We start from the raw sequence: 26300 nt of genomic DNA, 5'->3' as shown, positions 1-26300 counted from the left end.
TATTAAGTAATACAGCTTTTGCCTGACGGCAATAGCGCCGTGGAACCACCTGATCCCATGCCGAACTCAGAAGTGAAACGCGGTAGCGCCGATGGTAGTGTGGCATTCGCCATGCGAGAGTAGGACACTGTCAGGCACCTATTTAGAAGAGGCCTCCCATTCGGGAGGCCTTTTTGCTTTGGGATTTTTTCGATGCAGGTCTGCTTCTTTTAGTAAAAATGCTGGGCTGTCAGCGGCTTGCCCGTTACTCTTGGTCAGGTATTGTCGGGAGTCATCGCCAGAGGAGTATGCATGGCCACGTTGAAGGAAATTGCACAGGAGGCGGGGGTGTCCCAAGCCACTGTGTCGCGGGTGCTCAATGAAGATCCGACGCTGAGCGTCAAGGAAGAGACCAGGCAGAAGATCTTCGAGATTGCCGAGCGGCTGGAGTACAAGACCAGCAGCGCCCGCAAGGGGGTACACAAGAGCAAGCTGCACTTTCTGGCGGTCTATGCCTACCCGCAGAGCACAGAGGTCAATGACCCCTACTATCTCGCCATTCGCTATGGCATAGAGACCCAGTGCGCCCGCTTCAACATAGAGCTGACCCATTTCTACAACGGCGCCGAGGGGCGTGAGCTCTCCGCCGTCGACGGCATCCTGGTCATCGGCCACCTGCCCGAGGAGCGCCTGGCAGCGCTCCACTCTCTCTCTGCCCAGCTGGTGTTCGTGGATTGCCGCTCCCAGGGGGAATTTGACTCCGTGGACGTGGATCTGGCGCTCATCAGCCAGCAGGTGGTGGACTTCTTTATCGCCCAGGGGCATGGCCGCATCGGCTATATAGGGGGTCAGGATGAGGCACCGGATCTCCGTGAACTGGCTTTCCTCGACTACGGTCAGCGGCTGGGGGTGGTGCAGGAGAGCGATCTCTATCGCGGGGACTTCTCCAGCGCTTCCGGCTACCGGCTGGCAAAAGAGATGCTGGCAGGGGACTGGCCCAAGGCGCTGTTCGTCGCTTCAGACTCCATCGCCATCGGCGTGCTGAGAGCCATCCACGAGAAGGGACTGGCCATTCCCCAGCAGATCGAGCTGATTAGCGTCAACGATATTCCGACCGCCAAGTTCACCTTCCCGCCACTCTCCACGGTGCGGATCCACTCCGAGTTGATGGGCTCCCAGGGGGTCAATCTGCTGGTCGAACGGCTGCGTGACGAGCGTGAAATTCCGCTTCGGGTGCTGGTGCCGAGCCGCCTGACTCTGCGTGGCACCACGCGCTGATTTTAGTAAAATAAAGCCTGTTTTAGTTGCGCCATCTCGCGGTGGTGCGACTCTTTCCCTTCATCATCCTCTCCAATTCATCTCCTGATAAATTCATAATGCATTGTTTTACTGTGGTTTTAGCCATTACTTGCCTGCATTTATCAACATCCATGCCATCTCGCCTGCTTTACCTCCTTTTATCCTCCGCTTCTGATCTCGCTCACAAAACCATCCAGCCATTGTGATCAGGTTAAAACTTTACCGATACAAAACTGATATTTAGTAAATGTTTATCTAAAGTTTACCCAGTTAACGTTGCCTTGTTCCGGGAGGACATGTGAATAACTGGGAAAACGTCCAATTCGTTGGTGAAAACAGGCTGGCTCCGCGCGCCTACTTCTTCTCTTATGCCGACCACGGGCTGGCGGCCACCATGCAGCGCGAGCTGAGCCGCCGTTTTTTGAGCCTAAGCGGTCAGTGGCAGTTCCACTACTTCGACCACCCCCTGCAGGTGCCGGAGGCCTTCTATCACAGCCCCATGCGCGAGTGGGGCCAGATCACCGTGCCCAACATGTGGCAGATGGAAGGGCATGGCCAGGTGCAGTACACCGACGAAGGCTTTCCCTTCCCCATCGATGTGCCCTTCGTGCCAAGCAACAACCCCACCGGCGCCTATCAGCGCAGCTTCACGCTGAGCCCGGCCTGGGACGGCGAGCAGGTGATCATCAAGTTTGACGGGGTGGAGACCTACTTCGAGGTCTATGTGAACGGCCACTACGTTGGCTTCAGCAAAGGCAGTCGCCTCACCGCCGAGTTCGATATCAGTGCCCATGCCAAGGTTGGCGAGAACCTGCTGTCGGTGCGGGTGATGCAGTGGGCCGACTCCACCTATATCGAAGATCAGGACATGTGGTGGATGGCGGGGATCTTCCGCGACGTCTATCTGGTGGGCAAACCGGCCGCCCATGTGCAGGACTTCTTCGTCCGCACGGAGCTGGCGGACGATAACCAGAGCGCCACCCTGAGCTGCGACATCCAGCTGGAAAGTCTGGGGGCGGCTGCCCCTGATCACCGTCTGGTCTGGTCGCTGCTCGATCAGGGCTGCGAGATCGCCAGCGGCTCGCTCGATCATCTCGCCATCGACGGCAAGCTCGACTGCCGCTTCACGCTGGATCTGGCCAACCCCCATCTGTGGAGCGCCGAAGATCCTTACCTCTATCAGCTGCAACTCTCCCTCTACAACGGTCAGGGCGAGCTGCTGGAAGTGATCCCGCAGCGGGTCGGGGTGCGTGAAATCAAGGTCAAGGATGGCCTCTTCCATGTCAACGGCCACTACCTCAAGCTGCACGGGGTGAACCGTCACGACAACGACCACCTCAAGAGCCGCGCCGTCGGCATGGACCGTGTTGAACGCGATATCGTGTTGATGAAGCAGCACAACCTCAACTCGGTGCGCACCGCCCACTACCCGAACGACCCGCGCTTCTATGAGCTGTGTGACCAGTACGGTCTGTTCGTGATGGCGGAGACCGACGTCGAGACCCACGGTTTTGCCAACGTTGGCGATCTCAGCCGCATCACCGACGACCCCTTCTGGGAGCCGGTGTTCGTGGATCGCATCGAGCGCCACGTGCATGCCCAGAAGAACCACCCCTCCATCATCATCTGGTCGCTCGGCAACGAGTCCGGCTACGGCTGCAACATCAGAGCCATGTACCAGCGCTGCAAGGGGATAGACCCGACCCGGCTGGTGCACTACGAAGAGGATCGCGATGCCGAGGTGGTGGATGTGGTGAGCACCATGTATTCGCGCGTCTCCCAGATGAACTGCTTCGGCGAGTTCCCGATGGAGAAGCCGCGCATCCTCTGCGAATACGCCCACGCCATGGGTAACGGCCCGGGTGGCCTGAGCGAATACCAGCAGGTGTTCGACCGCCATCCCCACATTCAGGGCCACTACATCTGGGAGTGGTGCGATCACGGCATTCTGGATCAGGACGAGCAGGGCCGCCCCGTCTACAAGTACGGCGGCGACTACGGCGACTATCCCAACAACTACAACTTCTGCATGGATGGCCTCATCTATCCGGATCAGACCCCGGGGCCGGGCCTGCGCGAATACAAGCAGGTGATCTGCCCGGTCAAGGTGCGGGCGCTGGACCTGGCGAGCGGCAAGCTGGCGGTGGAAAACCGCTACTGGTTCTCCAATCTCGACGACATCCGCCTGCTGGTCGAAGTGAAGGCAGAAGGCGAGCTGCTGGCCAGCCAGCAAATCCGGCTGGAAGGGGTGGCTCCCGGTGCCAATACCGAGCTGCAACTCGAGCTGCCCGCTCTCGATGGGCGGGAGACCTTCGTCCAGCTGCGGGTCATCAAGGCCACCGCCACCCGCTACAGCCCGGCGGATCACGAGCTGGGCCAGTACCAGTTCCAGCTCAAGTCATCGACTCGCCAGCTGCAGCCCTTTGCTAATCCCAATGCCACGGCGTTGCAGATTGCCGACGAGCGCCTTGCGCTGACCTTGAGCGGCAGCGGCTTTGCTCTGTGCTTCTCGCGCCTCGACGGCAAGCTGGTGAGCTGGCAGCAGGATGGTATCGAGCTTATCGAGCGGGCGCCGCGTCTCACCTTCTTCAAGCCGATGATCGACAACCACAAGCAGGAGTACGAGAGCCTTTGGCACCCGAACCACCTGCAGATCATGCAGGAGCACTTCCGTGGCTTAAGCTGGCGTCAGCTGGGTGAGGCGGTCGAGGTGACGGTGGAGAGCCTGATTGCGCCGCCGGTGTTCGACTTCGGCATGCGCTGCCGCTACGTCTACACCCTGAGCCCGAACGGTCAGCTGCACGTTGCGCTGTCCGGCCAGCCCTACGGTGGCTATGACGACATCATTCCCAAGATCGGCTTCGAGCTGGGCATTCGCCAGGATCTCGATCGGGTGCACTTCTTCGGCATGGGGCCGGGCGAGAACTACCAGGACAGCCGCCAGAGCAACTGGATCGACAGCTTCCAGAGCACAGTGGGCGAGATGTGGGAGCACTACCCCTTCCCGCAGGACAACGGCAACCGTCAGCAGGTGCGCTGGGCGACTCTGAGCAACCGCCACGGCGCCGGTCTCTACGTGCGGCCCGATGCCCCCATCAACCTGAGCGTCTGGCCCTACAGCTGGGAGCATATCCACGGGGCGCAGCACATCAATGAGCTGGAGCCCTGTGGTTATCTCACCCTCAATCTGGATCACAAGGTGCTGGGGCTCGGTTCCAACTCCTGGGGCTCCGAGGTGCTGGACTCCTGGCGGGTGCGCTTCGAGCCGTTCAGCTTCGGCCTGACCCTGCTGCCCATCGCCCGTGGCAACCTCAATCCGGCTGCGCTGGCCGGGCTCGATCTCACCATCAACGGCGGGAGGAACCTCGCATGATCACCCTGGACAACCTGGCCCTGTTCAAAAACATCTACCGGGAGGGCAAGAAGTGGGGCCGCTGCGTGGAGGCCATCGACAACCTGGCCAACCTCAAGCCCGGCATCTGCCACTCCATCGGCGACTCCCTCACCTACCGCTTGCAGGAGGGGGCCAGCCCGGACACCTCACTGTTCGAGGGGCAGCGCCGCTACTTCGACATCCACTACTACCTGGAAGGGGAAGAGACGGTGGAGTGGGCAGCCAAGAGCGAGCTGCGGGTCGAGCAGGGCTATGACGACACCACTGATCGCGAGTGGCTGGCTGGCGAGGTGCGTGAGCGCCAGCAGGTGGGCAACGGTCAGGTGGTGATCTTCGAGAACGACGAGGCTTACCGGTTCGTCGGCGACGGGCCGGTGCGCAAGGTGATCATCAAGGTCACCGTCGAAGGCGGCTACTTCAAAAACAAATAACAAGCCGCTGGTTCTGCACTGACAAAGCCGGAAGGGCGGGGCTCACCCTACAACCCATGCCCCGCTCTTTCGCTGCAATAACTACAGGTCTGGAGATGCACCATGTCTGATTCCAAACGGAATACGATAGGCAAGTTTGGTCTGCTGTCGCTCACCTTCGCGGCGGTATTCAGCTTCAACAACGTCATCAACAACAACATCGAGATCGGTCTGGCCTCGGCCCCCATGTTCTTTCTGGCCACCCTTTTTTACTTCATTCCGTTCTGCCTGATCATTGCGGAGTTCGTGTCACTGAACAAGAACTCCGAAGCGGGGGTGTATGCCTGGGTAAAGAGCTCCCTCGGCGGGCGCTGGGCCTTTATCTCCGCCTACACCTACTGGTTCGTGAACCTGTTCTTCTTCACCTCCTTGCTGCCGCGGGTCATCGCCTACGCCTCCTATGCCTTCCTCGGCTACGAATACATTTTCACCCCGCTGGCGACCACTTTCTTAAGCATGGTGCTGTTTGCCTTTGCCACCTATGTCTCCACCAATGGCGCCAAGCTGCTTGGCCCCATCACCTCGGTGACCTCGTCCCTGATGCTGCTGCTGACCCTCTCCTACATTCTGCTGGCAGGTGTGGCCTTAGTCGGTGGTGTACAACCGGCTGACCCCATCACGGTAGAGGCCATGGTCCCCGATTTCAGCTGGGCTTTCCTCGGTATCACCACCTGGATCTTTATGGCGGCCGGTGGCGCCGAGTCGGTGGCGGTCTACGTCAATGACGTGAAAGGCGGCTCCAAGTCCTTCGTGAAAGTGATCATCGTCGCCGGGCTCTTCATCGGTGTGCTCTACTCCATCGCCTCCCTGCTGATCAACGTGTTTGTCCATAGCGACACCCTGAAATTTACCGGTGGCTCGGTGCAGGTGTTCGAGGGACTGGCGGCCCATTTCGGTCTGCCCACCGTGCTGATGAACCGCTTCGTCGGGCTGGTCTCCTTCACCGCCATGTTCGGCTCCCTGCTGATGTGGACGGCGACCCCGGTGAAGATCTTCTTCTCCGAGATCCCGGCTGGCATCTTCGGCAAGAAGACCGTCGAGCTGAACGAGAACGGCGTGCCTGCCCGTGCGGCCTGGATCCAGTACCTCATCGTGCTGCCGCTGATGGTGATCCCGACTCTGGGCTCCAATACCGCGCAGGATCTGATGAACACCGTCATCAACATGACCGCCGCCGCCTCCATGCTGCCGCCGCTGTTCATCATGCTGGCCTACCTCAATCTGCGCCTGAAGCTCGACCACTTGCCACGGGATTTCAAGATGGGTTCGCGCACCACGGGGATCGCCGTGGTCTCGGTGCTGATCGCCATCTTCTCGGTGGGCTTCCTCGCCTCCACCTTCCCGACCGGCGCCGACATCATGACCATCATCTTCTACAACGTCGGCGGGATCGTGATTTTCCTCGGCTTCGCCTGGTGGAAGTACAACCGCTACGAAGCCTCCCTGAGCGCCGAAGCGCGCGCGAAAGAGGCCCAGCCGGCGGCGCAGGCGGTCATCCAGCCGTCATGACCCCATCAAGCCGGGTGGCCGTTGGCCACCCGCAAACCCTTGAACCAGAAAAGGAGAAGAGCATGAGCGAGACGATCGAGTTTGCCGAATTCAAACGGGTCGAGATGAAGGTGGGCAAGGTGCTGGAGGTGGTGCGCCACCCCGGTGCCGACAAACTCTACATCGTCCAGATCGACGTGGGTGGCGAGCGGCCGCTGCAGACCGTCACCAGTCTGGTGCCCCATTACCGCGAAGATGAGCTGCTGGGCAGCGAGGTGGTGGTGCTGACCAACTTGAAGCCGACCAGGATGCGCGGCGAGCGCTCCGAGTGCATGTTGCTCTGCGCCGAGACTCCAGACGAGAGCCGGAGCGTGCTGCTGCAACCCCGGGTGCCGATGGCGCCGGGCACCCCCATCGTCTGAACGATATTGCGAGCCGGTGCGGGGAGATTGCACCGGTTCACCAAGGAGGCCGTCCAAACGGCCCGATCATAACAAGAGAGTAAAGCGCGGGGCCGACAGACCCTTGCCAAACACATCACAGAGTCACAGCGTTGCCCGCAGGGAGCGCGAGTCCATTGGAGGACACCATGTCTGAATCCGTACGCGGCACCATAGGCAAGTTTGCCCTGTTGTCGATGACCTTTGCCGCCGTGTTCAACGTGCGCAACATAGTCAACAACAACATCGAGCTGGGGCTCAGCTCCGCCCCCATCTTCCTGCTGGCGACCCTCGTCTACTTCATCCCCTTCGTCTTCATCATTGCGGAGTTCGTCTCGGCTAACAAAAACTCCGAATCGGGGATGTACGACTGGCTGAAGAAACCGCTCGGCACCCGGATGGCCTATCTGGGCTCCTTCCTCTACTGGTTCGTGAACCTGTTCTGGTTCGTCTCCCTGCTGCCCAACGTCATCGCCTACGCCTCCTACGCCATGCTGGGCTATGAGTACAGTTTCTCGCCGACCGTCACCTCGATCATCTCCATCGTGCTGTTCGCGGCGGCAACCCATATCTCCACCAAGGGGGCGAGCTGGCTCGGCAAGATTGCCGAACTGGTGGCCTACGGCGTCTTCGCCCTGTTCGCCATCTATGTGTTGGGTGCCCTGATGGCCCTCGGCGGTGACCATGTGGCGGCCCAGCCCATCACCCTGGAGGCCATGACCCCCACCGTCAACTGGGCGACGCTGGGCATCATGTGCTGGATCTTCCAGGCGGCGGGCGGTGCCGAAACCGCGGCGGCCTATCTCAACGACGTGAAGGGCGGCCAGAAGTCCTTTATCAAGGTGATCATCATCGCCGGTGTGGTCATCGGCGCCATGTATGCGCTGGGTTCCCTGCTGGTGAACGTCTTCGTGCCGCGCGAGAGCCTCACCTATGCCGGCGGCATGGTGGAGATCTTCACCGGCATGGCGCAGTACTTCGGGCTTTCCGAGACGCTGGTGGGCCGCGCGGTCGGGGTGGTGCTGTTCATCGCCATGTTCGGCTCCATGATGATGTGGACCTCGGCGCCGGTGAAGATCCACTTCTCCGAGATCCCCCAGGGTGTCTACGGCGACAAGACCACCCGGCTCAACCAGCACGGGGTGCCGGTGCGCGCCGCCTGGTGGCAGTTTGCCTTCGTGTTCGTGATGCTGGTGGTCAACGGCTTCGGCTCCGAGTCGGTGCAGCAGATGATGAACACCGCCATCAACCTGACCGCCGGAACCGCCATGCTGCCGCCCATCTTCATCATGGTGGCCTACTTCGTGTTCCGCTGGAAACATGACGACACCCCCCGCGAATTCCGCATGGGGTCGCGCACCTTCGGCATGGCGGTGGTCTCTGTGCTGATCACCATCTTCGTGGTGAGCATGAGCGCCTCCGCCTTCCCGTCCGGGGTGGATCTGGTGCGTGCCTTCTTCATCAACGTCTTTATGACCGCGGTCTTCTCGGCGCTGGCCTACTGGTGGATCTCCCGCTTCGAGAAGCGTCAGGCCCGCAAGCTGGCCGCCGGGGGCAAGGCGGGGGGCGACGCCCTGGCCCGGCAGAGCTGAGCATCGACTGCGGTGCAGCGCGGGTGGCCTCTGGCCACCCGTTTTTTTGTCTCTGCGGCCCGCCGTGGCCCCCCTGGGTGTTCAGTTTTAAAGCGCTAAAATCCCACTCGTTTAATTTCACTGAATGCTTGGATACGCCGCTCAACTTTGCGCCACCCTGTGTTCGGGGTAAGCTGGGGTTTCGTGTCGAGGGTCGCCGTCTGAGGATGGCCCTCGAGTGCCTCGTCGTCCCCATACGGTGCGGGACGCGCTTTCCCTGGAGACTCCCCGTGCGTCTGGATCCCTTTACCTCTGTATTGATTGCCGTGGTGGCCCTGGCCTCCTTCTTCCCCTGCGAGGGCCAGGTGGCCGTCTGGTTCGCGCTGCTGACCAAGCTGGCGGTGGCGCTGCTCTTCTTCATGCATGGCGCCAAGCTGTCGCGCCAGAACCTGCTGGCGGGCCTGGGCCACTGGCGGCTGCACCTGGTGGTGATGGCCAGCACCTTCCTGCTGTTTCCGCTGCTGGGGCTCTTGCTCACGCCGCTGGTGCCCCAGTGGCTGAGCCCGGCCATCTACCTCGGCTTCCTCTACCTGTGCGCCTTGCCCGCCACGGTGCAATCGGCCATCGCCTTCACCTCCATGGCGGGGGGCAATGTGTCGGCGGCGGTGTGCAGCGCCTCGGCCTCCAGCATCCTCGGCATCTTCCTTTCGCCGGTGCTGGTGGGGCTGATGATCCAGGTGCAGGGGGAGGGGGTCGACACCTGGCACTCCATCCAGGCCATCATGGTGCAGCTGATGCTGCCCTTCGTTGTGGGCCATCTGTCGCGGCCGCTCATCGGCCGCTGGGTCGACAGCCACCGGCCGCTCATCGGCAAGCTGGATCAGAGCTCCATCCTGCTGGTGGTCTATGTGGCCTTCAGCGAGGCCGTGGTGCAGGGGATCTGGCATCAGGTCGGTTGGTACGATCTCGCCAGCATAGTGTTGCTGAGCTGCGTGCTGCTGGCGTTGGTGCTGGCTTGGAACGTCTGGATCAGCCGCCGCCTCGGGTTTGACAGGGCGGACGAGATCACCATCGTCTTCTGCGGCTCCAAGAAGAGCCTGGCCAATGGGGTGCCCATGGCCAACGTCATGTTCCCCGCCGCCAGCGTCGGCGTCATGGTCTTGCCGCTGATGATCTTCCACCAGATCCAGCTGATGGTGTGCGCCGTGCTGGCCCGCCGCTACCGCGAGCAGGAGGCCCTGCCCCAGGCTCAGGAGGGGTAGGATGCCCGGATAAAAGAGAGGGAGGCCACTGGCCTCCCTCTCTCGTTTGCCGCTCCCTCAGCGTTTGCGCCAGACGGTGAGCTGGGCCACCGTATGCTGGTGCTTGCGGGCGGTCTCGCGGATGACGAAGGGCACGTCTCTCGGCGGGCACAGCTCCTCGAACTCCGCCGCCAGCAGCCGTTGCAGCGCCTGATGGGTGGAGAGGGCCTCGCCGTTCTCCCGGATGCCGCCGAGCCAGTTCGCCTTGGGGGTGTAGTCGGTCAGCCAGGTGTAGGGGCTGGTGAGCACCAGCAGGCCGCCGCTGCGAAGGCGCGGAGCTATGTCCCGCAGGAAGCGGGCGGGCTCCCGCAGCCGGTCGATCAGGTTGGAGGCGAGCACCAGATCGTAGTGCTCGTACCTGGGCTTGAGGTTGCAGGCATCCCCCTGGCTGAAGTGGACCCGATCGCTCTGCTCGCGGCCCAGATCATGGCGGGAGAGGCGCGCCTCGCAATACTCCACCAGATCCCCCTCCAGGGGCAGGGCATAGCGGAAGCTGTCCTGGCTGGCCAGCGCCAGCGCCACGTCGATGAAGCGGGCCGAGTAGTCCACCCCGTCCACATGCTGGAAGTGGCGGGCCAGCTCGAAGCTGGCGCGGCCGGTGGCGCAGCCGATGTCAAGCGCCCGCTCATGGCGGCTGCACAGCTCGCTGGCGAGGCTGGCCAGGGTCTGGGCGTAGTTGGCCACCCCGAAGTGGGTCGGGCCGTACTGGAAGTCGAGGTATTGCGCCACCAGGGCGTCGGTTTCATAAGGATTCACTGTGATGGCTTCCTGATAGCGTGAGACCAGATAGCGGAAGCCCGCATGCTGGAAGAAGTGGCGGCGGAAGGCGTAGCGGGAGGACCTGAGCGCCTCGTTGCCTGTGCTGATCCAGCTGCCGCCCTTGATGATGCTGTGCTTGCCATCGAAGGTGGGGGTGGAGAAGTCGTCGTAGAGGGGGTGCACCTTGAACCCCTCGAAGCCGTCGATGGCGGTGCTGGTCCACTGCCAGACGTTGCCCACCAGATCGTAGAAGTCGCCCTGGGGGCAGGCATCCACCGGGCAGGAGGAGGCGAAGCGCGCCAGGTTGATGTTGCCGGGGGCCGCCAGCCAGTCCGGCTGATCCCCGGGCACCTGCTCGCGCAGCAGCGCCCACTCCCCCTCGCTCGGCAGCTGGATGGGCAGGCCGGTCTGATCCGCCTTCCAGCGGCAGAAGGCGGCGGCCTCCAGCTGGTTCACCTCCACCGGCCAGTCCCAGGGCAGGGGGACCTGCTCCGTCATCAGCCGCAGTTGCAGTTGCTCGGGCTCGCTGGGGTCGCCGACCCAGAAGCTGGGCATGCGCGCCCTGGCATACTGGCACCAGCCCCAGCCCTCGTCGTCCCACCAGGCCCGGGTCTCATAGCCGCCCGCCTGCACGAAGGCCAGGTACTCGGCGTTGCTCACCAGCATGCGGCTGGCCTGGAAGGGGGCCAGCGCTATGTGGCGCTCGCCATATTCGTTGTCCCAGCCGTAGGTGGCGTCCTGCTTGCCGAGGCGCACCCGACCGCCGGCCACCGGCAGCAGGCTGTTGGCGGGCACCTGGTCGCGCCTGTGGCGGGCCTGGGTGCAGGCGGGCCAATGGGGCTGCGGCTGCACCCAGGCCAGGGGCAGCTGGCGGATCAGCACGCTGGAGGTCTCCAGGTGGATGCGCTCGTGCTCTATCCCCATCAGGATGACCCAGGCCGGACTCTGCCAGTCGATGGGCAGTGCGAGCGGCATCCGCTCGATGAAATCACACACCAGGGCGCGCACGCGGCCACGGTAGTCGCGCAGTTCACTGACGGCGGGCCAGTCGTAGTGGGTCTCGTCCAGATCGTCCCAGCTCATCTCGTCCACCCCTATGGCCACCATGGCCTCGATACGGGGGTCGAGACGGCTCTCGATGAGACGCGCCGCCAGCAGCTTGTTGACGAAGAAGGCGGCGGTGTGGCCGTAGTAGAAGATGAGGGGGTGGCGCAGGGGGATCGCCTTGTTGAACCAGGCCCGTTCGTCGGCCAGGCAGTCAAACAGGCTGTCGTAGAGATCGAAGGTCTGACAGAAGTAGTCGAGCAGCTCGCGGCGCTTGTGCTCGGGATCGTCGCCGCCGAGCAGCGGGGTGCGGGTCGGGGCTGGCAGGCCCTCTGGGCTGGCGAATGGGTAGCTGACTTGGGTCACGCTCTGACTCCTTGTTGGCAGTGACAAATGCACGGTGGAGAGCTCTATACGCACAAGGTATCACTATTGGCTCAACAGACCGGGGCGGCAACCAAAAACTTGCTCCTCCGGCGGCGACTGGCCCTGCCGGCGGGCTGTCTCCCCCCGTTCGGGCATGGTGAGTTTGACCAACATATGGTCTGAATGGCTCTCCAAGATGAAGGCTGTGGTGAAGATGAAATCTGATTTTCAGTTTAAAATCATAGTCTTGGCTCTATGGCATGTGGCTTGCAATTGCCCCTGCACCAGGCTGTGCGGACCTAGGGGTCGCACTTGCCAACACACAACGAGGAGAGTGGCGATGAAATGGATGATGGGAGCCGTGCTGGCCCTGGGGCTGGGTGGTTGCAGCTGGCAGGATGACGTCAAGGTGAGCGGGGCCGGGGCCCTGGTGGAGCAGCAGCACCCCCTGGGCCGGGAGGTGACCCGGGTGCTGGCCGGGGTGCCCGCCAATATCCATCTGGTGGCGGGGGAAGAGAGGAGCATCTTGATCCGCGGGCAGGGGAACCTGCTGCCCTACCTGGAGCTGACCGAGCAGGAGGACAAGCTGGAGATAGAGGTGAAGGAGGGCTACCGGCTCGATCCCCCCGAGCCCATCGAGATCACCATCACCCTGCCCGAGCTCCATGAGCTGGCGCTGGCGGGCCTGGCTCGCGGCGATCTGAGCGGTTTTTCGGGAGACGAGCTGGTACTGTCGGTGGCCGGCCTGGGGGATATAGTCGCCAGCCAGCTGGCACTGGATCGACTGGAGGGCAATATTGCCGGTGCGGGCAGCCTGGATCTGGGGCAGGGCTCGGCCAGGGAAGTGGAGCTCAACATCGCCGGTGCCGGTGGCGTGTCGGGCGCCCAGTTCAAAGGAGAGGAGGTCGAGGTCAATATCGCCGGCAGTGGCGACGTGGCAGTGAATGCCAGCGCGTTGCTGAAGGTCGGCATCGCCGGCTCCGGCTCGGTCAGCTATCTGGGCAACCCCAGGCTGGAGAGCGAGATCGCAGGGTCCGGCGCCATCTCCCGGGCAGGAAGCTGAGTACCCGGCGCGATGACAGCTAAATAACAGGCCCATGCAGGGCCTGTTTTGTTATCCATGGTTGCGCTGCTTTCTCTCACTCGAGGGGCAGCGCGAGCTCCAGATCCGCATTGAGCCGCATCAGCAGCCACTGCATGCCGGCGAGGTGCTGGTGGTCGTGGCTGGCGAGCAGGCGCACCAGACCGTCCAGAGTCACCTCCCCATAGCCGCCATAGCGGGCGCGCCGCTGCCAGGCACTGGAGGGCCGCGCCCTGAGCCACGCCACCGTCTGCAGGCGGGCGGTGCGAAAGCGGTCGAGCTGCACCGCAGGATCCTGCCGGGGGTAATCATGGTCCAGCGCCAGCTGATAGCCATCGAGGGAGGCCAGTTCGGGCAGGCTCTCCGCCAGGGTACGGCGAAAGCGCACCTGGTAGCCTTGCGTCTCAATGTCCAGCAGGTGGCAGAGGTGCCCCCGGGCGCTGAAGCGCTCTGAGGGGATCCCGGCCCAGTTGGCGGGCTCCCAGTCCAGCTGGTCGGCGGGCACCTGTGCCAGCAGTCGTGCGAACTGGTCCGGCATGGCCAGCAGCGTGGTGAAGATCGTCATCCTTGTCTCCCTGTTCCCTGTTTATGGCCGCCCGCGGGTGAGGGGCGGCCACGAGCGAGCGGGTCAGCCTCAGGCCGGTTCGCCGAGGTGGCTGGCGTGAAAGCGCAGGTGCTCCTCGATGAAGCTTGCCACGAAGTAGTAGCTGTGGTCATAGCCGGCATGGCGATGAAGCGCCAGGGGCCACTCCTTGGCGGTCGCGATCTCGGCCAGGGCGTCTATGCCGAGCTGCTCCGTCAGGAAGGGGTCGTCCAGCCCCACGTCCACCCGGGTCGGCAGGGGCTGGCTGTCGTGGTGGCGCAGCAGCTGGCAGGCGTCCCACTCCTGCCACAGCAAGGGGTTGTTGCCGAGGTAGGCGCCGAGGGCCTTCTGGCCCCAGGGGGCGCGGCTCGGGTGACTGATGGGGCTGAAGGCCGACACCGAGCGGTAGCGACCGGGTTCGCGCAGGGCGGCGATCAGGGCGCCGTGGCCCCCCATGGAGTGGCCGCTGATGGCGCGCCTGGTCGAGACCGGGAAGTGGGTCTCGATGAGCTCGGGCAGCTCCCGGTTGACGTAGTCATACATCTGGTAGTGCGCCCGCCAGGGGTGCTGGGTGGCGTTGACATAGAAGCCGGCCCCCATGCCGAGATCGTAACCGGGGTCGTCCGGTATCCCTTCGCCGCGGGGGCTGGTGTCCGGTGCCACCAGGGCGATGCCGAGCTCGGCGGCGATGCGCTGGGCACCCGCCTTCTGCATGAAGTTCTCGTCGGTGCAGGTGAGGCCGGAGAGCCAGTAGAGCACGGGCACCTTCTGGCCGGTGAGGGCCTGGGGTGGCAGATAGATGGCGAAGCGCATCTCGCAATCGAGCACTGTGGAGGGGTGGCGATACTGCTTGTGCCAGCCGCCGAAGCTCTTGTTGCTGCTGATGATGTCCAGATTCATGGAAGGACTCCTTGCCCCGCCCATGCATCTATGGGCGGGGCTCTCATGGGATCAGTAGTGGATGACGGTGCGGATGCTCTTGCCTTCGTGCATCAGATCGAACGCCTCGTTGATCTGCTCGAGGGGCATGGTGTGGGTGATGAAGTCGTCCAGCTTGAACTCACCCTGCATGTAGCGCTGCACATAGCTCGGCAGTTCGCTGCGACCGCGCACCCCGCCGAAGGCGCTGCCGCGCCAGACCCGGCCTGTCACCAGCTGGAAGGGGCGGGTGCTGATCTCCTGGCCCGCGCCGGCCACGCCTATGATGACGGATTCGCCCCAGCCCTTGTGGCAGCACTCCAGCGCCGCGCGCATCACCTTGACGTTGCCGATGCACTCGAAGGAGAAGTCGACGCCGCCGTCGGTCATCTCGACGATCACCTCCTGGATGGGCTTGTCGAACTTGTTCGGGTTGATGCAGTCGGTGGCGCCCAGCTTGCGGGCAAGCTCGAACTTGCTCTCGTTGATGTCGATGGCGATGATGCGGCCGGCCTTGGCCATGCGGGCGCCTATGATGGCGGAGAGGCCTATGCCCCCCAGCCCGAAGATGGCGACGCTCTCACCCTCCTTCACTTTGGCGGTGTTCATCACGGCACCTATGCCGGTGGTGACGCCGCAGCCCAGCAGGCAGACCTCTTCCAGGGGGGCGGCCGGGTCCACCTTGGCGATGGAGATCTCCGGCAGCACAGTGTATTCGCTGAAGGTGGAGGTGCCCATGTAGTGATAGATGGGCTGGCCGTCTTTCGAGAAGCGGGTGGTGCCGTCCGGCATCAGCCCCTTGCCCTGGGTGGCGCGGATCTTCTGGCACAGGTTGGTCTTGCCGGACTTGCAGAACTTGCACTCGCCGCATTCGGGGGTGTAGAGCGGGATCACGTGATCTCCCACCTTGACGCTGGTGACGCCCTCGCCGACGGACTCGACGATGCCGCCTCCCTCATGGCCCAGAATGCAGGGGAAGACCCCTTCCGGATCTTCACCCGAGAGGGTGAAGGCATCGGTGTGGCAGACGCCGGTGGCGACGATCCGTACCCGCACCTCGCCGGCCTGGGGCGGCATGACCTCGACCTCTTCGATGGAGAGGGGCTGACCCGGTCCCCAGGCGATGGCGGCTTTACACTTGATGCTTTGAACCTGTGCCATGAATGACATCCTTCTTGTTGCGGTAGGTGAACAGAAATGAACTCAGGTATGCAGTGTAGTTTCCCTTCTATTTGGTGATAATAAGGCTAAATATCAAATCACTTTTACACACAGGTAATAATGTTCGGCTGGGAAGGGATCTGTGAATTTGTCAGCGTGGCGGAGCAGGGGGGCTTTACCCCGGCGGCGCGCAAGCTGGGGGTGTCGGTGGCGCAAGTCAGCCGCCAGGTGGCACAGCTGGAAGACAGGCTGCAGGCCAAGCTGCTGCTGCGCACCACCCGTCAGGTGCGGCTCACCGAGCTCGGCGAGATCTACTATCGTCACTGCCGCCAGCTGCTGGACAACCTCTACGAGGCGGAGCTGGCACTGGGGCGCCATCAGGCGGTGCCGCAAGGGTCTTTGCGGATCACGGCCCCCGTCTCCTATGGCGAGAGCCGCATCGCCCCCCTGGTGAACGACTTCATGGTGCGCTTCCCCCAGCTGGAGGTGACCCTCAACCTCACCAACCAGCTGCTGGATCTGGTGCATGAAGGCTACGATCTGGCGATCCGGCTCGGCCACCTCAAGGACTCGACCCTGGTGGCTCGCAAGCTGGCCCAGCGGGTGCCCTATGTGTGCGCCTCGCCGGCCTATACCGCCCGCCACGGCATGCCCAACAGCCTCTCGGAGCTCTCCCGCCACCACTGTCTGGTGGGCAACGGCGACGACTGGTTCTTCACCCTGGACGGCCGCCCCCATAGCGTGCGGGTGCACGGCCTGCTGCAGTGCAACAGCGGCCACGCCCTGCTGGACGCGGCGCTCAAGGGGATAGGCATCATCCAGCTGCCGGACTACTACGTGAGCGACCACCTGGCCCGGGGGGAGCTTGTCGAGCTGTTGCCGGAGCTGCGGGCGCCAGAGGAGGGGATCTGGGCCCTCTATCCCCACAACCGCCACCTCTCCCCCAAGGTGCGGCTGCTGGTGGACTACCTCGCCGAGCGGCTCAGCGATCCCGCCCAGCCGGCGCTGGTGCGCCCCATAGGCTGACGCCCGGATGACAACAGGCACCTCATAAAAAAGGTGCTGTCCTCACTGGGTATTGGAGGCCAGTCCAGAGGCTGGCCACCGCCGTGAGGGGCGCCATCATGGCTGCACCCTCGGCTATCCGCACCGACATGGCACAGCTTGACTCCCTTTGTCAGCCCCCCAGCCTGGGCTGTCATCGTCCTGTCCGGCGGGCACGCCCTGTGGAACCCCCTCGCCAGCACAAAGCTCCGTCCGCTCCCATGATACCGGCGCAGTAGACAGCAGATCCTGCAGCGGCCCCCACCGGACGGGGGGGCGGCCGCGCCAGATGGGCAAAATCGCCGGTCAGCCTCCTTGGCTAGACTGGACCGGTCGTCTTATGACACCCATTTGGCACTTTTGCCCGCCACTCTATCTGGAAGGATCCGATATGAAACCCTTGTTGACCGCCCTCCTGCTCCCCCTGCTGCCCCTCGCCGCACAGGCCGCCGACCCCGTCTGGATCACGGTCGGTGCCGACAGCGGCGTCGAACTCAAGCAGGTCAAGGCCAGGCTGGCCCCCCTGTTCAGCGCCAGCGGCGCCCCCATCCAGCTGGCCCAGGTCGAGGCGAGCGAACTCGGCACTCTCTCCCACCTGATGCACGAAGGGCATCAGCGCTGCGGCGGCTATGTGGTGCACAGCACCCTGGCCGACGCCCTGCAGAGCATGGCCCAGCCCATCAGCCAGAACCTGTTCAGCGCCCCGCCGCTGACCCAGGGGGCCAGCGTCAACCGGCTGCTGCCCCATCTGGATCAGGGCAAGATAGTCGGCACCATCAGCCAGCTCTCGAGCTGGCGCAACCGCTACTACACCACCACCACAGGGGTGCAGTCGGCGGACTGGGTAGCCGGCCAGTGGCAGAGTCTGAGCGCGACCCTGCCCTGGGCCAGCGTCAGCCGGGTCAAGCACAGCGGCTATCCGCAGCAATCCGTGGTGCTGACCCTCAAGGGCAGCCGCTACCCGGACGAAGTGGTGGTGCTCGGCGGCCACCTCGACTCCACCGCGGGATCGGCCCCCAACAGCCGTACCCTGGCGCCGGGCGCCGACGACGATGCCTCCGGCATCGCCACCCTGACCGAGGTGCTGCGGGTCATCGCCGAGCAAGGTCGTCAGCCGGAGCGCACCCTGCAGTTCATCGGCTATGCGGCGGAAGAGGTGGGGCTGCGCGGCTCCAAGGACATCGCCACCCGCTACAAGGCGGCCAACACCAAGGTGCTGGCGGCGCTGCAGCTGGACATGACCAACTACCAGGGCTCGGCGGAAGATATCGTCTTCATGACCGACTACACCGACCAGGGGCTGACCGGCTATCTGGCCCAGCTGCTCGACGCCTATCTGCCCCAGATCCGCTACGGCTATGACAGCTGCGGTTACGGCTGCTCGGATCACGCCTCCTGGCACAATCAGGGCTACCCGACCGCCATGCCGTTCGAGTCGCGCTTCAACGACTACAACCCCAAGATCCACACCGCCCAGGACACCTTGCAGAACTCGGATCCCTCGGCCGCCCACGCCCTCAAGTTCGCCCAGCTGGCCACCAGCTTCGCCATCGAGATGGGCAAGATAAACTGAGGCGCCAGGGGGATGAAGCACACAAAAAAAGGCCCACATTCGTGGGCCTTCTTGCATTTTTGGTATGGGCGAAGCGCTATTCCCGCTCCTTGACGTAGGGGGTGCCAAGGGCCTTGGGGGCCACCGCCTTGCCGATGAAGCCGGCCAGCAGGAAGACCGTCAAGATGTAGGGCAGCGCCTCTATGGCCTGCACCGGGATCGGGAAGTCGCCTATGCTGACCCCCTGCAACCGGATGGCGACCGCATCGAGGAAGCCGAACAGCAGGCAGGCCGCCATGGCGTTCCAGGGCCGCCACTTGCCGAACACCAGGGCCGCCAGCGCCATGAAGCCCTTGCCCGCGCTCATGTTGGGGATGAACTGGGCGGTCTGGGCCACCGCCAGATAGGTGCCCCCGATCCCCGCCAGCAGGCCGCCGATGATGAGCGCCGTGTAGCGCATCCGCACCACGGAGATACCAGCGGTATCCACCGCCGCCGGGGCTTCGCCCACCGCCCGCAGCCGCAGGCCGAAGCGGGTGCGGAACAGCACCCACCAGGCCAGGGGCACGGCGGCAAACGCCACGTACTCCAGCAGGGAGTGACCGCTCAGCAGCTCGCTGTAGAGCTGGCCGATGACGGGGACGTCATAGAGCTCCTTGGCGAAGGGCAGGTCGATGGGGGCGAAGCGGGCATCGCCGGAGAGCGCCGGGGTCTGACCCCCCTGATCGAACCAGTAGCGGCCCAGGGTGACGGTCAGACCGGCCGCCAGTATGTTGATGGCCATGCCGCTCACCACCTGATCCCCGCGGTGGGTGATGGTGGCGAAGCCGTGCAGCAGGGCGAACAGGATGGAGACACCCACCCCGGCACCCAGCCCAATCCAGGCGGAGCCGGAGACGGCGGCCGCGGCCGCACTGGCGAAGGCCGCCGCCAGCAGCTTGCCCTCCAGGGCGATGTTGACCACCCCGGAGCGCTCGCAAAACATCCCCGCCATGGCAGCCAGAATAAGCGGCGGCGCGGTACGTATGGTCGCATCCAGCATCAGGATCAGCATTTCGAACATGATCAGACTCCCTTCACTTGTGCGGTTGAGCGGTTGGCAAACGCCAGGTAGGCCTGCTCGATGCGCGGACGCAGCATGTGCTCAAGGGCTCCGCAGAACAGGATCACCAGACCCTGCAGCACCACCACTATGTTGCGATCCACCCCGAACTCGAAGCTGAGCTCGGCGCCACCCTGATAGAGGAAGCCGAACAGCAGGCTGGCGATGATGACGCCGACCGGGTGGTTGCGACCCATCAGGGCCACCGCTATGCCGGTGAAGCCGAAGCCTTCCACGAAGTTGAGCTTGATCTGGTGCAGCTCGCCCTGCAGCACGTTGAGGGCGAAGAAGCCCGCCAGCATGCCGGAGATCACCATGGCCAGGATCACCACCTTGGGGTAGGAGATGCCCGCATAGGCGGAGGCGCTCTGGCTGGCGCCCACCGAGCGGATCTCGTAGCCCCAGCGGGTATGCCAGATGAAGACCCACACCAGGGCCGCGCAGATCAGCGCCCAGAAGAAGCTGATGTTGAGGGGGCTGTTCGGCATCTCCACACCGAAACCGGCGGCCAGCTCGCTCATCTTCGGCAGCCAGCTCGCCACGGCGAACACCTTGCTCTCGGTGGCCATGGATCCTGGCGGCTTGAAGACGTCGACCAGCAGGTAGGCCATCAGGGAGGCGGCGATGAAGTTGAACATGATGGTGGTGATGACGATGTGGCTGCCCCGCTTGGCTTGCAGCCAGGCCGGGATGAAGGCCCAAGCCGCACCGAACAGGCCACCGGCTATGATGGCGAGCGGCAGCAGCAGCGCAAACGGCAGCACGTCCCCGAGCAGCAGACAGACCAGCCCCACCCCCAGGCCGCCGATATAGGCCTGCCCCTCACCGCCGATGTTGAACAGGCCGGCGTGGAAGGCCACCGCCACCGCCAGACCGGTGAAGATGAAGCCGGTGGCGTAGTAGAGGGTGAAGCCTATCCCCTCGCCGGTGCCGAAGGCGCCGTACCACATGATCTCGGCGGCATCGATCGGGTTGATGTCGAGGTAGTAGAACAGGATGGCCGACACCAGGAAGGCCAGCAGGATGTTGACCGCGGGCAGCACGCCCACGGAGATCCAGGCAGGAATACGTACTTGGCTCATCAGTGGGCCTCCTTGGCAATCTCGTCAGGCACGGGTGTGTTGACCATCATCAGACCCCATGTTTCACGGCAGGATACCTGGTTCATGATGTGGCTCCTTCGGGTTGGCTTGCCGCCACCTCGTCGGGAACGATATTTGCCATCATCAGACCTATGGTGCGCTCATCCGCCCTGGCGCCGTCCAGCTCGCCGACGATGCGGCCGTCGGCGATGACCAGGATGCGGTCGGACAGGCTCATGATCTCGTCGAGCTCCACCGACACCAGCAGCACCGCCTTGCCCTTGTCGCGCATGGCGATGATCTGCTGGTGGATGTACTCGATGGCGCCGATGTCGACGCCCCGGGTCGGCTGGCCGACCAGCAGCACATCCGGGTCCTGCTCCACTTCCCGGGCGATCACCAGCTTCTGCTGGTTGCCGCCGGAGAAGTTCGCGGTCTTGTGCTCCGGGCTCGGCGGGCGCACGTCCCACTTCTCCATCTTGGCCTGGCAATCCTGACGGATCGCCTCCTTGTCCTGCAGCCAGCCCTTGTTGTACTGGGTGCGGCGGTGATAACCGAGGATGAAGGCCTCTTTCGCCTCGAAGCGATTGATGAGCCCCATCTTGTGGCGGTCTTCCGGGATGTGGCCGAGGCCGAAGTTGCGCACCCGCTCCGGATCGGCCGGATGGCTCAGGCTCACCTCGTGGTTCTGGGCTCCGGCGATGGTGAAGCTGCCCTTGCTGGGCTTGAGGATGCCGCCGAGCAGGCTGAGCAGCTCGGACTGGCCGTTGCCGGAGACCCCGGCGATGCCGACCACTTCCCCGGCGCGCACCGCGAAGCTGACGGACTTGACCCGCTCCACCCCGGCGTCATCGACGTAAGAGAGGCCATCGACCTTGAGCTTGGCTTCGCCCGGCTGGGCGGTGCCCTTGTCGACCTTGAGGCGCACCTTGCGGCCCACCATCAGCTCGGCGAGCTGCTCCTTGTCGGTGTCCTTGGTGGCGACGTGGGCCACCATCTCCCCCCGGCGCATGATGGAGACCTGATCCGTGATGGCCAGGATCTCCCGCAGCTTGTGGGTGATGAGGATGATGGTCGCGCCCTGATCCCGCAGCTTTTTCAGCACCTCGAACAGGTGATCCGCCTCCTGCGGGGTCAGCACCCCGGTGGGTTCGTCGAGGATCAGGATGCGGGCGCCGCGATAGAGCGCCTTGAGGATCTCGACCCGCTGTTGCAGGCCCACCGGCAGATCCTCGACTTTCTCGTGCAGCGGCACCTCGAGACCATAGTCCCTGGCCAGCTCGCCGAGCAGTTTCTCGGCCGCAGCCAGGCTCTTGCCCAGGTGCCAGCCGTTTTCCGCGCCGAGGATCACGTTTTCTAAAACAGTAAAATTGTTCACCAGCATAAAGTGCTGGTGCACCATGCCCACCCCTGCGGCAATCGCATCTTGGGAGCCATGGGGTTTGAAGGGGTTGCCGTCGATCAGCATCTCGCCTTTGTCGGCGTGGTAGAAACCGTAGATGATGCTCATCAGGGTCGACTTGCCGGCGCCATTTTCGCCGACGATGCCGTGAATGCTGCCTTTACGAACCTGAAGGTCGATCTGCTTGTTGGCGTAAACCTCGCCAAAGCGCTTATCGATACCTCTTAATTCGATGGCATAGCGATCTGTCTGGTCCATGATGCAGTCCTTGCGGGTCATGAAGTAGAGACTAAAAACCGGCCCGTGCGGGCCGGTCTGGGTTGAGAGTCGTAGCAGAGACTCGGTACTCGCAGTATCAGTACTTACAGGAGTTGTCGCTCATGTAGTCGTGCACCTTGATCTTGCCGGCGATGATGTCGGCCTTGATGCTCTCGACCTTGGCCTTCATCTCCGGGGTGATCAGCTTGGCGTTGTTTTCGTCCAGCGCCCAGTCAACACCGCCTTCCGCCAGACCCAGGGTCTGGATGCCCGGCTTCCAGCTGCCCTTGGCGGCGTCATCCCAGGACTTGTACGCGGCCAGGCCAACATCCTTGACCATGGAGGTCAGCATGGTGCCAGGTTGCAGGTGGTTCTGGTTGGAATCCACGCCGATGGCCAGCTTGCCTTCATCCTTGGCAGCCTGATAGACACCGATGCCGGTACCGCCGGCGGCGGCATAGACCACGTCGGCGCCCTTGGCGAACTGGGACTTGGCGAGCTCCGCACCCTTGGCCGGGTCAGCAAAGGCCGCCGGGGTGGAGCCGGTCATGTTCTGGTACACGTCGATCTTCGGATTGATGTACTTGGCGCCCTGCTCGTAGCCGCACTGGAATTTGCGGATCAGCGGGATATCCATGCCGCCCACGAAGCCGACCTTGCCGCTCTTGGAGGCGATGGCTGCCAGGGCACCCACCAGGAAGGAGCCTTCATGTTCCTTGAAGATGAGGGACTGGACGTTCGGCTTGTCGACCACCATGTCGATGATGGTGAACTGGGTTTTCGGGAACTCGGTGGCGACCTTCTCTACCGCGGAGCCCATGTTGAAGCCGACGGCGACGATGGGACCGTTGCCACGGCTGGCCAGACGACGCAGACCCTGCTCGCGCTGGGCTTCGTTCTGGGGTTCGAACTCCTTGACCTTGACGCCTTTGTCCTTGTTGTAGACTTCGACGCCGTTGCGGAACACGGCTTCGTTGAAGGACTTGTCGAATTTGCCAGCGGTGTCATAGATGACGGCGGGCTCGGAGGCTGCCTGGGCAGAAAGGGCAGCGAGGGTGAGGGCGGCCACGGTGGCCAGCTTGAGCACTTTAGTCACGATCGTATCCTTGATTGTTATGTGAGGGTCCACAACCTGTCTTGGCAGGTCATAAAGCACGCTGGCTAACTGTAAGTGAGCCAGCCTGTGGGTCAAGGGGATCATAGAGGAAAAACGTTTGCGTTAACGGTTTGAAATATAAGCAAATTGCTTTATAAGTGTTTGTTTTTAGGTTTGTTTGCAGAGTTAAATGCTGCGATTAATAGGCGCCAAATGACATTTGTGTTTCTATTCATGAGGTTATACGCAAGCGTTTTCCTCCGGCGATGAAAAAAGAGGTGTCCATCGGCACCAAATCCGGCGGCCAGAGCGCTTCTCTCGGCAGGGGCGCGCAGGCGCCGCACCTCGACTTGGTCTCTGGCCGCTCAGGCCGTATAATCCCCGCCTGTATAAATAAACAGGAGTGGTGATGGACGTTTCAACCCTGCTCGACGGGCTCAACGACAAGCAAAGAGACGCGGTGGCGGCCCCTCGCAGCAATCTGCTGGTGCTGGCGGGCGCCGGCTCGGGCAAGACCCGGGTGCTGGTGCACCGTATCGCCTGGCTGATGCAGGTGGAGCGTTGCTCACCCTTCTCCATCATCGCCGTGACCTTCACCAACAAGGCGGCGGCCGAGATGCGCGGCCGGGTCGAGAAGGTGATAGGCGACGGCGTGCGCGGCATGTGGATAGGCACCTTCCACGGCATCGCCCACCGCCTGCTGCGGGCCCACCATCTGGATGCGGGGCTGCCCCAGGATTTCCAGATCCTCGACTCCGACGACCAGTACCGCCTCATTCGCCGGGTGCTCAAGGCGCTCAACCTCGACGAGAAGCACTGGGCCCCCCGCGCGGTGATGGGCTACATCAACGGCAAGAAGGACGAAGGCCTGCGCCCCGGCGACATCGACCTCTACGGCGACCCCGTCACCCGCACCTATCAGCAGATCTACAAGACCTATCAGGAGACCTGCGATCGCTCCGGGCTGGTGGACTTTGCCGAGCTGTTGCTGCGCGCCCACGAGCTGTGGCTGAACAAGCCCCACATCCTCGAACACTACCGCGACCGCTTCCAGAACATACTGGTGGACGAGTTCCAGGACACCAACGGCATCCAGTACGCCTGGCTGCGGATGCTGGCAGGGGAGTCCGGCAAGGTGATGATAGTCGGCGACGATGACCAGTCCATCTACGGCTGGCGCGGCGCCAAGATAGAGAACATCCAGCGCTTCCTGACCGACTATCAGGGGGCCGAGACCATCCGTCTGGAGCAGAACTACCGCTCCACCGCCAACATCCTCAAAGCCGCCAACAGCGTCATCGCCAACAACGCCGAGCGGCTCGGCAAGGAGCTGTGGACCGAGGGGGCCGAGGGGGATCCCATTTCCCTCTACGCCGCCTTCAACGAGGTGGACGAGGCCCGCTTCGTGGTCGGCCGCCTCAAGGACTGGAAGGAGAAGGGCGGCCTGCTCGCCGACTGCGCCATCCTCTATCGCTCCAACGCCCAGTCCCGGGTGCTGGAAGAGGCGCTGATGCAGGACGCCATGCCCTATCGCATCTACGGCGGCCTGCGCTTCTTCGAGCGCCAGGAAATCAAGGACGCCATGGCCTACCTGCGCCTCATCAACAACCGTGGCGACGACGCCAGCTTCGAGCGGGTCGTCAACACCCCGACCCGCGGCATCGGTGATCGCACCCTGGAGATACTGCGCAACAACGCCCGGGATCAGGGCCAGAACCTGTGGCAGTCGGCCAAGACCCTGCTCAACGACAAGGTGCTGACCGGTCGCGCCGGTAACGCGGTGCGCGGCTTCGTGGATCTCATCGATGCCCTGGAAGAACAGGTCGGCATGCTGCCCCTGCACCAGCAGGCGGATATCGCCATCCAGAATTCCGGCCTCAAGGCCATGTATCTGGCGGAAAAAGGCGAGAAATCCCAGGCGCGGGTGGAGAACCTGGACGAACTGGTCACCGCCTGCCGCCAGTACCAGCGCCCGGACGAGCTGGAGGAGATGAGCGATCTCTCCGCCTTCCTCGCCCATGCGGCGCTGGAGTCCGGTGAGAATCAGGCGGACGAATACGCCGATGCGGTGCAGCTGATGACCCTGCACAGCGCCAAGGGGCTGGAGTTCCCTCTGGTGCTGCTGGTGGGCGTGGAGGAGGGGATGTTCCCCAGCCAGCAATCCACCGAGGAGTCGGGCCGGCTCGAAGAGGAGCGCCGCCTCTGTTACGTGGGCATGACCCGCGCCATGGAGAAGCTCTACATCTGTTATGCCGAGAGCCGCCGCATCTACGGCCGCGAGATGTTCCACAAGCCGAGCCGCTTTATCCGCGAGATGCCCGCCGAGTGTCTGGAAGAGATCCGGCTGCGCACCCAGGTGAGCCGCCCCACCCAGTACGGCCGCTTCAGCCAGAACGAGGTGCAGCAGAGCTTTGACGCCAGCGGCATCAAGCTCGGCCAGCGGGTGCTCCATCCAAAATTCGGGGAAGGCATAGTGCTGAACTTCGAAGGGGTCGGCCAGCAGAGCCGGGTGCAGATCCAGTTCGACGACGTCGGCGCCAAGTGGCTGGTGACGGCGTATGCCAGATTGGAAGCGTTGTAATCCCCTCACCCTGACCCTCTCCCAACGGGAGAGGGGATCATCCCCGAGATAGCCTTTGCCTCCTTCTCCCATCGCGGGAGGGGAGCTTGCTCCCGAGATCGTCTTTGAGCCCTTCCCCCCTTGCGGGAGAGGGGCTTGTTCCCGAGATAGTCTTTGCCCCCTTCTCCCATGGCGGGAGAGGGGCCTGTTCCCGTGATCGTCTTTGCTCCCTTCTCCCCTTGCGGGAGAAGGGTTGGGGATGAGGGGGTTCGTAAATGGCTTTGTATCTTGGTACGGCTGGCGCCGTGCAGGACGCGAGGGCATGGCCCTCGACAGGGTTTCGCCCGCCC

General features: G+C 63.3%; 19 protein-coding genes and 1 rRNA gene. 12 read left to right on the top strand and 8 right to left on the bottom strand.

What is annotated here, in order from left to right; translation table 11 throughout:
- The first annotated feature begins 21 nt into the window (after window positions 1–21).
- The 8 genes from rrf (at window position 22) to AAHB08_RS14650 (ending at window position 9903) form a co-directional block, all read left to right on the top strand.
- Window positions 22–136: ribosomal RNA gene (rrf, locus tag AAHB08_RS14685) — 5S ribosomal RNA — on the top strand.
- A gap of 155 nt (window positions 137–291) precedes the next feature.
- Entirely contained in the window at window positions 292–1257 is a 966-nt protein-coding gene (gene ebgR, locus AAHB08_RS14680) for a transcriptional regulator EbgR (RefSeq protein WP_202047897.1), read from the top strand.
- Between the two features lie 319 nt (window positions 1258–1576).
- On the top strand, window positions 1577–4651 hold the full coding sequence (gene ebgA, locus AAHB08_RS14675) for a beta-galactosidase subunit alpha (RefSeq protein WP_342059323.1): 3075 nt from the start codon (window positions 1577–1579) through the stop codon (window positions 4649–4651).
- Entirely contained in the window at window positions 4648–5103 is a 456-nt protein-coding gene (locus AAHB08_RS14670) for a beta-galactosidase subunit beta (protein WP_342059322.1), read from the top strand. Before ebgA ends, AAHB08_RS14670 begins: the two co-directional genes overlap by 4 nt.
- Window positions 5104–5205: 102 nt before the next feature.
- The gene (locus AAHB08_RS14665; RefSeq protein ID WP_342059321.1) at window positions 5206–6651 is read left to right on the top strand and encodes an amino acid permease; all 1446 of its coding nucleotides are present in this window, start codon (window positions 5206–5208) and stop codon (window positions 6649–6651) included.
- Between the two features lie 62 nt (window positions 6652–6713).
- Complete coding sequence (locus AAHB08_RS14660) at window positions 6714–7052, top strand: tRNA-binding protein (protein ID WP_342059320.1); 339 nt, start codon at window positions 6714–6716, stop codon at window positions 7050–7052.
- Between the two features lie 167 nt (window positions 7053–7219).
- A complete protein-coding gene (locus AAHB08_RS14655; RefSeq protein WP_342059319.1) occupies window positions 7220–8662 on the top strand; it encodes an amino acid permease in 1443 nt (480 codons plus the stop codon).
- Between the two features lie 269 nt (window positions 8663–8931).
- Window positions 8932–9903, top strand: a complete 972-nt coding sequence (locus AAHB08_RS14650) for a bile acid:sodium symporter family protein (protein WP_342059318.1) — start codon at window positions 8932–8934, stop codon at window positions 9901–9903.
- Window positions 9904–9960: 57 nt separating this feature from the next.
- Here AAHB08_RS14650 and ovoA read toward each other — a convergent pair whose 3' ends face one another.
- Window positions 9961–12111 (bottom strand): 5-histidylcysteine sulfoxide synthase, encoded by a 2151-nt coding sequence (ovoA, locus tag AAHB08_RS14645; protein ID WP_342059317.1) that lies wholly within the window; start codon window positions 12109–12111, stop codon window positions 9961–9963.
- Between the two features lie 340 nt (window positions 12112–12451).
- Here ovoA and AAHB08_RS14640 point away from each other — a divergent pair, with 340 nt between their 5' ends.
- Entirely contained in the window at window positions 12452–13174 is a 723-nt protein-coding gene (locus tag AAHB08_RS14640; protein ID WP_319912599.1) for a head GIN domain-containing protein, read from the top strand.
- Between the two features lie 76 nt (window positions 13175–13250).
- Here AAHB08_RS14640 and AAHB08_RS14635 read toward each other — a convergent pair whose 3' ends face one another.
- The 3 genes from AAHB08_RS14635 to AAHB08_RS14625 form a co-directional block, all read right to left on the bottom strand.
- Complete coding sequence (locus AAHB08_RS14635; protein ID WP_342059316.1) at window positions 13251–13757, bottom strand: DinB family protein; 507 nt, start codon at window positions 13755–13757, stop codon at window positions 13251–13253.
- A gap of 69 nt (window positions 13758–13826) precedes the next feature.
- Complete coding sequence (gene fghA, locus AAHB08_RS14630; RefSeq protein WP_342059315.1) at window positions 13827–14675, bottom strand: S-formylglutathione hydrolase; 849 nt, start codon at window positions 14673–14675, stop codon at window positions 13827–13829.
- Between the two features lie 51 nt (window positions 14676–14726).
- Window positions 14727–15854, bottom strand: coding sequence for an S-(hydroxymethyl)glutathione dehydrogenase/class III alcohol dehydrogenase (locus AAHB08_RS14625; protein ID WP_342059314.1), 1128 nt, complete (start codon window positions 15852–15854; stop codon window positions 14727–14729).
- A gap of 120 nt (window positions 15855–15974) precedes the next feature.
- Here AAHB08_RS14625 and AAHB08_RS14620 point away from each other — a divergent pair, with 120 nt between their 5' ends.
- Window positions 15975–16880, top strand: a complete 906-nt coding sequence (locus tag AAHB08_RS14620) for a LysR substrate-binding domain-containing protein (RefSeq protein WP_342059313.1) — start codon at window positions 15975–15977, stop codon at window positions 16878–16880.
- 409 nt (window positions 16881–17289) lie between these two features.
- The gene (locus AAHB08_RS14615; protein WP_342059312.1) at window positions 17290–18471 is read left to right on the top strand and encodes a M28 family metallopeptidase; all 1182 of its coding nucleotides are present in this window, start codon (window positions 17290–17292) and stop codon (window positions 18469–18471) included.
- A gap of 76 nt (window positions 18472–18547) precedes the next feature.
- Here AAHB08_RS14615 and AAHB08_RS14610 read toward each other — a convergent pair whose 3' ends face one another.
- The 4 genes from AAHB08_RS14610 to AAHB08_RS14595 all read right to left on the bottom strand — a co-directional run bounded on the left by AAHB08_RS14610 (window position 18548) and on the right by AAHB08_RS14595 (window position 23390).
- Complete coding sequence (locus AAHB08_RS14610) at window positions 18548–19513, bottom strand: ABC transporter permease (RefSeq protein WP_025325295.1); 966 nt, start codon at window positions 19511–19513, stop codon at window positions 18548–18550.
- Window positions 19514–19515: 2 nt separating this feature from the next.
- Window positions 19516–20634, bottom strand: coding sequence for an ABC transporter permease (locus AAHB08_RS14605; RefSeq protein ID WP_202047911.1), 1119 nt, complete (start codon window positions 20632–20634; stop codon window positions 19516–19518).
- 82 nt (window positions 20635–20716) lie between these two features.
- On the bottom strand, window positions 20717–22294 hold the full coding sequence (locus AAHB08_RS14600) for an ABC transporter ATP-binding protein (protein ID WP_342059311.1): 1578 nt from the start codon (window positions 22292–22294) through the stop codon (window positions 20717–20719).
- Between the two features lie 97 nt (window positions 22295–22391).
- Entirely contained in the window at window positions 22392–23390 is a 999-nt protein-coding gene (locus tag AAHB08_RS14595; protein WP_005326140.1) for a BMP family lipoprotein, read from the bottom strand.
- 409 nt (window positions 23391–23799) lie between these two features.
- On the opposite strand from AAHB08_RS14595, the gene uvrD reads away from it, so the two are divergent.
- Window positions 23800–25971: a DNA helicase II gene (gene uvrD, locus AAHB08_RS14590; RefSeq protein WP_342059310.1), complete on the top strand. Its 2172-nt coding sequence runs from the start codon at window positions 23800–23802 to the stop codon at window positions 25969–25971.
- The last annotated feature ends 329 nt before the right edge of the window (window positions 25972–26300 follow it).

It is taken from the genome of Aeromonas sp. OTU364 (assembly GCF_038440395.1).
Lineage (GTDB): Bacteria > Pseudomonadota > Gammaproteobacteria > Enterobacterales > Aeromonadaceae > Aeromonas.
This window is presented reverse-complemented; position numbering and strand designations above follow the sequence as displayed.

Bases quoted from the DNA above. Each gene is read 5' to 3' on its own strand.
- uvrD (WP_342059310.1), top strand. From the start codon at position 23,800: ATGGACGTTTCAACCCTGCTCGACGGGCTCAACGACAAGCAAAGAGAC.
- AAHB08_RS14640 (WP_319912599.1), top strand. From the start codon at position 12,452: ATGAAATGGATGATGGGAGCCGTGCTGGCCCTGGGGCTGGGTGGTTGC.
- AAHB08_RS14600 (WP_342059311.1), bottom strand. From the start codon at position 22,294: ATGGACCAGACAGATCGCTATGCCATCGAATTAAGAGGTATCGATAAG.
- AAHB08_RS14615 (WP_342059312.1), top strand. From the start codon at position 17,290: ATGAAACCCTTGTTGACCGCCCTCCTGCTCCCCCTGCTGCCCCTCGCC.
- AAHB08_RS14635 (WP_342059316.1), bottom strand. From the start codon at position 13,757: ATGACGATCTTCACCACGCTGCTGGCCATGCCGGACCAGTTCGCACGA.
- AAHB08_RS14610 (WP_025325295.1), bottom strand. From the start codon at position 19,513: ATGTTCGAAATGCTGATCCTGATGCTGGATGCGACCATACGTACCGCG.
- AAHB08_RS14620 (WP_342059313.1), top strand. From the start codon at position 15,975: ATGTTCGGCTGGGAAGGGATCTGTGAATTTGTCAGCGTGGCGGAGCAG.
- AAHB08_RS14665 (WP_342059321.1), top strand. From the start codon at position 5,206: ATGTCTGATTCCAAACGGAATACGATAGGCAAGTTTGGTCTGCTGTCG.
- AAHB08_RS14655 (WP_342059319.1), top strand. From the start codon at position 7,220: ATGTCTGAATCCGTACGCGGCACCATAGGCAAGTTTGCCCTGTTGTCG.
- ebgR (WP_202047897.1), top strand. From the start codon at position 292: ATGGCCACGTTGAAGGAAATTGCACAGGAGGCGGGGGTGTCCCAAGCC.
- AAHB08_RS14670 (WP_342059322.1), top strand. From the start codon at position 4,648: ATGATCACCCTGGACAACCTGGCCCTGTTCAAAAACATCTACCGGGAG.
- AAHB08_RS14625 (WP_342059314.1), bottom strand. From the start codon at position 15,854: ATGGCACAGGTTCAAAGCATCAAGTGTAAAGCCGCCATCGCCTGGGGA.
- AAHB08_RS14605 (WP_202047911.1), bottom strand. From the start codon at position 20,634: ATGAGCCAAGTACGTATTCCTGCCTGGATCTCCGTGGGCGTGCTGCCC.
- fghA (WP_342059315.1), bottom strand. From the start codon at position 14,675: ATGAATCTGGACATCATCAGCAGCAACAAGAGCTTCGGCGGCTGGCAC.
- AAHB08_RS14660 (WP_342059320.1), top strand. From the start codon at position 6,714: ATGAGCGAGACGATCGAGTTTGCCGAATTCAAACGGGTCGAGATGAAG.